6 protein-coding genes are annotated in these 7,022 nt (G+C 39.8%); 1 reads left to right on the top strand and 5 read right to left on the bottom strand.

Annotation, left to right across the window (positions count from 1 at the left end; translation table 11 throughout):
• Positions 1-101: 101 nt before the first annotated feature.
• From A194_RS0113430 to A194_RS0113410, 5 genes are all read right to left on the bottom strand, one after another.
• Positions 102-1,733, bottom strand: a complete 1,632-nt coding sequence (locus tag A194_RS0113430) for an amidohydrolase (protein ID WP_017187335.1) — start codon at positions 1,731-1,733, stop codon at positions 102-104.
• Positions 1,734-1,749: 16 nt separating this feature from the next.
• Complete coding sequence (locus A194_RS0113425) at positions 1,750-3,240, bottom strand: sodium:solute symporter family protein (RefSeq protein WP_017187334.1); 1,491 nt, start codon at positions 3,238-3,240, stop codon at positions 1,750-1,752.
• Between the two features lie 207 nt (positions 3,241-3,447).
• Entirely contained in the window at positions 3,448-4,335 is an 888-nt protein-coding gene (locus A194_RS0113420) for an ABC-2 transporter permease (RefSeq protein ID WP_017187333.1), read from the bottom strand.
• Positions 4,336-4,425: 90 nt separating this feature from the next.
• A complete protein-coding gene (locus A194_RS0113415) occupies positions 4,426-5,304 on the bottom strand; it encodes an ABC transporter ATP-binding protein (RefSeq protein ID WP_017187332.1) in 879 nt (292 codons plus the stop codon).
• A complete protein-coding gene (locus tag A194_RS0113410) occupies positions 5,297-5,686 on the bottom strand; it encodes a GntR family transcriptional regulator (RefSeq protein WP_017187331.1) in 390 nt (129 codons plus the stop codon). The genes A194_RS0113415 and A194_RS0113410 overlap by 8 nt, the downstream gene beginning before the upstream one ends.
• A 117-nt stretch (positions 5,687-5,803) precedes the next feature.
• Between A194_RS0113410 and A194_RS0113405 the strand changes: the two genes are divergently transcribed.
• Positions 5,804-6,964, top strand: a complete 1,161-nt coding sequence (locus tag A194_RS0113405) for a M20 metallopeptidase family protein (RefSeq protein ID WP_017187330.1) — start codon at positions 5,804-5,806, stop codon at positions 6,962-6,964.
• Positions 6,965-7,022: the final 58 nt, after the last annotated feature.

The raw sequence follows: 7,022 nt of genomic DNA, 5'->3' as shown, positions 1-7,022 counted from the left end.
GCTGTAAATTCTTGTGAGCGCTGATAAATTTCTGTGAGCGCTGATAAATTTCTGTGAGCGCTGATAAATAAATCGCTGGGCTTCACCCAGCGATTTATTCCCTACTCTTCAACAATACATGGCTTTCCATCAATAAACGTCTGCATAACATTTATGTCTTTTATAGTCATCGGATCAATCGTTAACGGATTGCGATCAAGTACTGCGAAATCCGCTTCTTTTCCAATTTGAATCGATCCATTCTTCTCTTCTGTATCATTTAGTCGCGCACCGTATAACGTCATCGTTTTCAACGCTTCGTACGCGTCAATTTTTTCACTTTCACCTAAAACATGGCCATCGCGCGTCACGCGATTAACCGCTGCCCAAATAGAAAACAGTGGTGAAATAGCTGTAATCGGATTATCTGAATGTAACGTATACAACAGACCATGCTCTCTGACACTGTTTAGTGGATCAAGCTTTTCAGCGCGTTCAGTGCCTAAAAAGATATCGCGGTGACGATCGCCCCAATAATACACATGGTTTATAAATAGTGATGTGGCGATATCATATTCAGCCATTCGCTTTAAGTCCTCTTCTCTCGCCGTCTGAAGGTGTTCAATACGATGTAAATGACCTTCACGAGGGAATTTTTCTAAAGCATTCGTCAACGCTTGAATAATCGAGTCGATTGCCAAATCACCATTACCGTGACACGCAATTCTAAACCCGCGATCATGGGCGTTTTGGAACATTTCATTTAACGTTTCTTGTTTATGAATAAGTGCCCCATTATGTTTAGGGTGTAAATGATAGCCACCTCGAAGTGCACCCGTATAACCTTGAATAGAACCGTCTTGGAAAAACTTCGCGCTATCAAGACGTGCTTGGCCATTCGACTGAAAGCTAATATAAGAATCGACTTCATCAGCTGTCATATCAGCAAAAGGCTTTTCATTTAACACATCGTCCATTACCATGTAACGCATTTTCAGTTTAAAATCAGGGTGTGTAACTGCGCGAATGTGCTCCTCGTACTCTGAAAAACCTCCATCAAGTCCAACTGCTGCGTCTGTATTTGTTGTAATTCCTTCTTTTATATAATCTTCTGATGCTTCAATCATTAGACGAGTTAATTCATCACTCGTTAGCTGATCTAAATGGCGCATCACTTTTTCTAACACGGGTAACTCATACAATACGCCATCCAACGTACCACCTTCATAACGCCCGAAGTGACCACCTGAAGGGTCCTCCACCTCATCATTTATGTCACTTACTTCAAGTGCTTTTGAGTTCACAACGGCTAAATGACCTGAGATGTGACGAATGAAGACTGGATGATCAGGTGCAACACGATCAAGCTCTTCTCGTGTTATATGACGTTGTTCTTCAAGCATCGTGTCATCATATCCGTACCCTATAATCCACTTCGCTGTGTCCTGATTTTGCGCTTCTTTTTTTATTATATTTAACAAACGCTCAACACTACTACTTTCAGGCGGGCCACAATAGACCTGACTTTTCATTTTTGAATACATTAAAATGTGATTATGCGTGTCAATAAAGCCAGGAATGAGTGTTTTCCCCTCAAGGTTATACCACTCTTTCGCCGTTACTTCCTCTGGGTCAAAATCACCTGTCCAAATTTTCGTAATCGTACCGTCTTCTACCCCAACCGCTTGAACACCAATCAGCTCTTCTTCTAGTGTTATAATGTCACCATTGTAAATAATTAAATCATAAGTCATGAAATCACCTTTCTGACTACGTTCTCGTATTAAAATCTTCTTTATATACAGCTTTTACGTTCTCAGCTTTAGAGTGTTTGGTTAGTAAACTGACAACAATTAATACGATAAACGATGTTAAAAACCCAACAATCGTTTCATCGAAAAAGGCTGTTATAACCTCAATCGTCCCAGCCGCTAACATGTCCGCTGTCATATTAGAAAACCAAGCGATTATTTCTTCTTTGAAATAAGGCCAGATAATTGTTACGGCACCTGCAATTACCATTGATGATAGTGCACCTGCTGTCGTTACACCTTTCCAGAACATAATTGCTAAGAACGGTAATACTAGTGTAACAGCTGATAATCTTAACGCCCACTGATACAATGTTACAATATCTTGTACTTGGAATGCGATGATCAGACCTAAAACAGAAATAATGACCACCGTTAATCGTGAGACAAACATCATTTTACGATTGTCTGCGTCCGGGTTAATCATACGTGCATATAGATCTTGCGTTAAGTTTGAACTACCTTGCAAGATAAACGAGTTCGCACCTGTCATTAAGGCTGATAATAAACCGACTAACACTAAACCACCGATAAATGGCGGAAGCAATTCAACTGTTACGTAAGAAAAGATTAAGTCAGGGTCAATATCACTTGGGACATATTGACGCGCCATTACACCGATCGCATACGGTAAAATCGAAATTGCTGTACCTATTGCAATCGCAGTAAGACCAGCTTTTTTCGCCACTTCTTCTGTACGAGCAGCAAAAATACGTTGCCACGTCGACTGCCAAATTAAATAGAACGGACCGACAGACAAGGCGAAGATTAATACGGCTAATCCACCTTGTTCACCAAAAGGCGTTAAATAATGAGCAGGCGTGTTTTCCAGTACTTCTCCTATCCCACCGCTGTAATTCAAACTTGCGATAAATAAAACGACGATCCCTAACGTTAAAACAATAGACTGCAACGCATCTGTAATAATCGTCGCTGGTAAACCACCTAAAATAGTAAAACCTAAAATAAGTGCAAATGCGACTAAAATCCCTGTTTGTGGTTCCATATTAAACGCGATATTAAATACTGTCGACATACCGACAATTTGTAGCGCTAACGTTGGCACAGCATAAATGAACGCTGATAAAACTGAAGGAAAAATACCTAGTTTTCCACCAAAACGTTCACTAAATAAATCGGCCAACGTATAAAGCTTCTGACGTCTTAACTGTTTGGCGAAAAAGACGACTAAAATTAAAGTGAAGAAATAAGCTGGCAATGCAAACTCGAAAAAGCCTGACATACCAACCGAGAATCCCATACCGACCCAACCGATAAAGACGGCGGCTCCACAAAACGTACTAATAATCGTCCCGACGATCGGCCAGAACCCCATATTCCAACCTGCAATTAAATAGTCATCGGAATCTTTAACTTTAAAATAATAATAAATTCCAAAACCAAAAACAATACCAAAATATACGAAGAAATAACCTATGTACCAGGCCATAATCCATACTCCTCCTTGTAAAACAGATACGGTCAAGGATACCCGTTTTAAAATAAATTGACGAACATCCGATGAACTAACATATAAAAGCATATAAGAATAATTTGGTGATTATTGTCGAAAAAATACGCGAGAAAGGACGAAATGACCAATTTTAACCGAAAAAAACTAGCGCCCCTGCCGAGAACGCTAGTTTTTAAATAGTGGTTACCTATTTAGTAATTTTTTAGTGATTTTCCATGAGAAAAATAGTGCGATTAAAGCACCGAGCCAATATAGAATAAGGCTTAATGCATCTGAAGAGTTATAAGGAGCCATTGAAGATAACATTAATCCCCCTAGCAAAGCACTACAAAACGGAATTCCAAAAGCAAATAGTGGGTGTAATGATCTGAACATGAGAAACTCACCACTATATTCAGAAGGTGACCTTTCATAAATAACGATCGCTAATACTGTGAAAACTAAGCCAGCAATCACTGGAATCCAAATGTTTAATTCATCGAAGAAGAGGTTATTTAAATAATTAAACCAAAATAAATCTTGGAAAACCCACTCCGCTATTTCAAGCTCAATGAAGTTAATTCCATGTACATTTAAAAATTGACCAATTAAAATGAAAATGCCTTGTGGGAAAACTAAGAATATAAGTGTCAGCGCGATTTGTGATTTAATTTCACCAGAGATTGTTCCAATAAACATCGCAAATGAGTAAATCACAAAATAGGCAGCTAATGGCAACCAATACGAGTTAGTGAGATCTACTTCAGCTAACAACTGACTAAACTCTGACTGATAAATAGCAAAGTAAGCTAGCCAAAATGATAAATTATAGCCGATTAACACGACCGCTAACCCCATGACATATTTCGTTAAAAACATCTCTTTTCTTGAAAACGGTAAAGCCATTGCAAAATCATGGCGCTTCGAATTTTTCTCCAAACCTAATAGAAAGCCCGCCATTAAAATAACAACACCGACTGCAATCATGCCAAAAAAGTTAGGTTCAAAAATACCATTAACCTCAAAGGCTTTTACATGTTCCCAGTGATCAGGCTGATGTTCTTGCCAAATACGCCATGTATCAAAACGCATAAAGCAGATACAACATAAGCCAATAAAAACGTAACTAACAGCCCTAGTGATACTAAGAAATTATGCTTCCACTCTTTCTTCCATAACGCTTTATGAAACATATAGGTCACCTCCTAATTTGGCAACGAAAATATCTTCTAACGATAACGGTAACTCTTCATATAAAATAGGAGCATAGTTTTGAAGAATCGCTTCGCCATCTTCATCGTCAGATTCCAATAACACAATACCTACTCGACCATTCTGACTTAGCACTTCAAGGTTTTGAATAATGTCTTGAGGGAATTCACCTTGGTAAGCAACTTGCACTTTCTTATATTGCTCTTTTAACGTTTCCATTTCAACTTCTGAATCAACTGACCCGTCTTTTAAAACGACAATGTGATCCGCCATTTTTTCTAACTCGTCTAAACGGTGCGATGAAATAATAATAGAAACATCTTTATGAGCCACTTGCTCAGCAATAAACTGCAATATTTCTTTTTTTATAATGACATCTAAACCATCAGTTGGTTCATCAAGTAAAATGAACTTCGCATTCGTTGAAAAAGCTAAAATTAATGAAAACAGTGCTTTTTGTCCCTTTGACAGCTTCTTAATTTTACCCGACTTATTAAATTTGAATTGATCTAATAAAGAATAATAATATTCTTCATCGAAATTCGGATAAACCACTTTATAAAACTTCACAATTTCTTTAACCGTATATGTTTTTAAAGCATCTGTTGAGTCAGGTACAAAGACGATATCTTGTTTAACTCGAGGTTGTTGAAATACATTCTCGCCTTCAACAGATATATCACCTTGATCAGGTTTTATAATGCCTGAGATCATCCTTAACAACGTCGTCTTACCCGCACCATTTCGACCAACGACACCCGTGATTGTCCCTGGTCTTACGTTAAACTGAACATCGTTTAGGACTTCAGTTTTATGAATTGTTTTTGTGACGTTTTTGACTTCAATCATGCTCCCCACCACCTTTTTGAAATATTTCATCGATCCATTGCTTCATTTCTTCTTTTGAAACGCCAGCTTGCTTGGCAGACTGGACTAATTTTTCAGTTTGCTCTTTCAAAAGCTTCACTTCCCTTTCTTGTACAAGCTCATGAACATCCTCACTAATGAACGTGCCTTTACCACGGAAAGTGACGAAAATGCCTTCTCGCTCTAATTCTTTATACGCCTTACTTACCGTGTTAGGGTTAACCGTTAACTGTGCAGACAACTCTCGAACTGACGGCACTTTGTCCCCTGCTACAACGACACCTTGCAAAATCCGCTCTTTAACTTGTTGGATGATCTGTTCGTAAATCGGTTTGTTGCTCGTTGGGTTTAACAGTATATGCAAACAATCACCTCTTTCTCATCTGTGTTAAGTGTACTACACAAAATAGTACACTTGCAACAGTTTTTTATTAGGAAATTTGGTGCTATAATGTCATAAAACGTGTGGGGAGTGTTGAGAGTGGAGAAATTTTTTAGTTATTTACAGTCGATTGAATCTGAGTTAGTCGAGTTTAGAAGAGATTTACATATGTATCCTGAAGTATCACACGAAGAAGTTGAGACGCCGAGAAAAATTGCTGCCTACCTCGAAAAGTTAGGATTAGAAGTTCAAACTGGTGTTGGCGGTCGTGGCGTTTTAGGCATTTTACATGGCGGTCAGCCTGGCAGGAAGGTTGCATTACGCGCAGATTTTGACGCTTTACCAATTCAAGATGAAAAAGATGCAGAATACAAATCGCGTGTTGACGGTGTGATGCACGCATGCGGTCATGATGTGCATACATCAGCGTTGTTAGGCGCAGCTAAAGTTTTATCTGAGTTTAAAGATGAAGTGTCTGGTACGATCGTGTTCATCCATCAATTTGGTGAAGAGATGACGCCAGGTGGAGCAAAGCCGATGATCAATGATGGCTGCTTAGACGGTGTTGACATCATTTATGGTGCTCATGTTATGTCTAATTTACCTGTTGGACAGTTCGGTGTGCGCGCTGGTTATATTTCGTCAGCACAAGATGATTTTACGATTGAAGTGCACGGAAAAGGTGGCCACGGGGCTATGCCGCACATGACAGTTGACGCACTGGTGACAGGAAGCCAACTCGTCACTAACTTACAACAAATCGTTAGCCGTAGAGTGAGTCCAATGGATGCAGCAGCCGTAACAGTCGGCTCATTCCATAGCGGCGAAGGCCATAATGTCATTCCTGAAAAAGCTGTGTTAAAAGGAACAGTGAGATCATACAGTGCTGAAGCGCGCGACATGATCGAACAAGCACTCCACAACATTACGAAAATGACTTGCGAAGCAGCAGACGCAGGATATGAAATCGACTACGTTCGCGACTGCCCGTCAATGTATAATGATCCAGTTGAAACAGAGCGAATCAGGCAGCTTGGCGCCGAAGTATTCGGCGAGGACCATACAGTTGAAGCCGAACCACTCATGGGAAGCGAAGACTTCGCCTATTTCCAAGAAGAAGTCCCAGGCGTCTACTTTATACTGGGCGGAGGAAACCCTGAGATCGGCGCTGATTATCCGCACCACCACCCAATGTTCAACGTCGACGAACGCGCGATAGGGAATATTGCTAAAATGATGTTGACTGCTGTGATGAAATAGATGGTTGAGATCCCGCTGCGGCGGGATTTTTTATTCTATGACTGAGACTGCCAAGGCA

Origin of the sequence: Alkalibacillus haloalkaliphilus C5, from assembly GCF_000269905.1 — a bacterium.
Lineage (GTDB): Bacteria > Bacillota > Bacilli > Bacillales > Alkalibacillaceae > Alkalibacillus > Alkalibacillus haloalkaliphilus_A.
The sequence above is the reverse complement of the archived record's forward strand: the minus strand, read 5'-3'. Positions and strand labels throughout refer to the sequence as shown.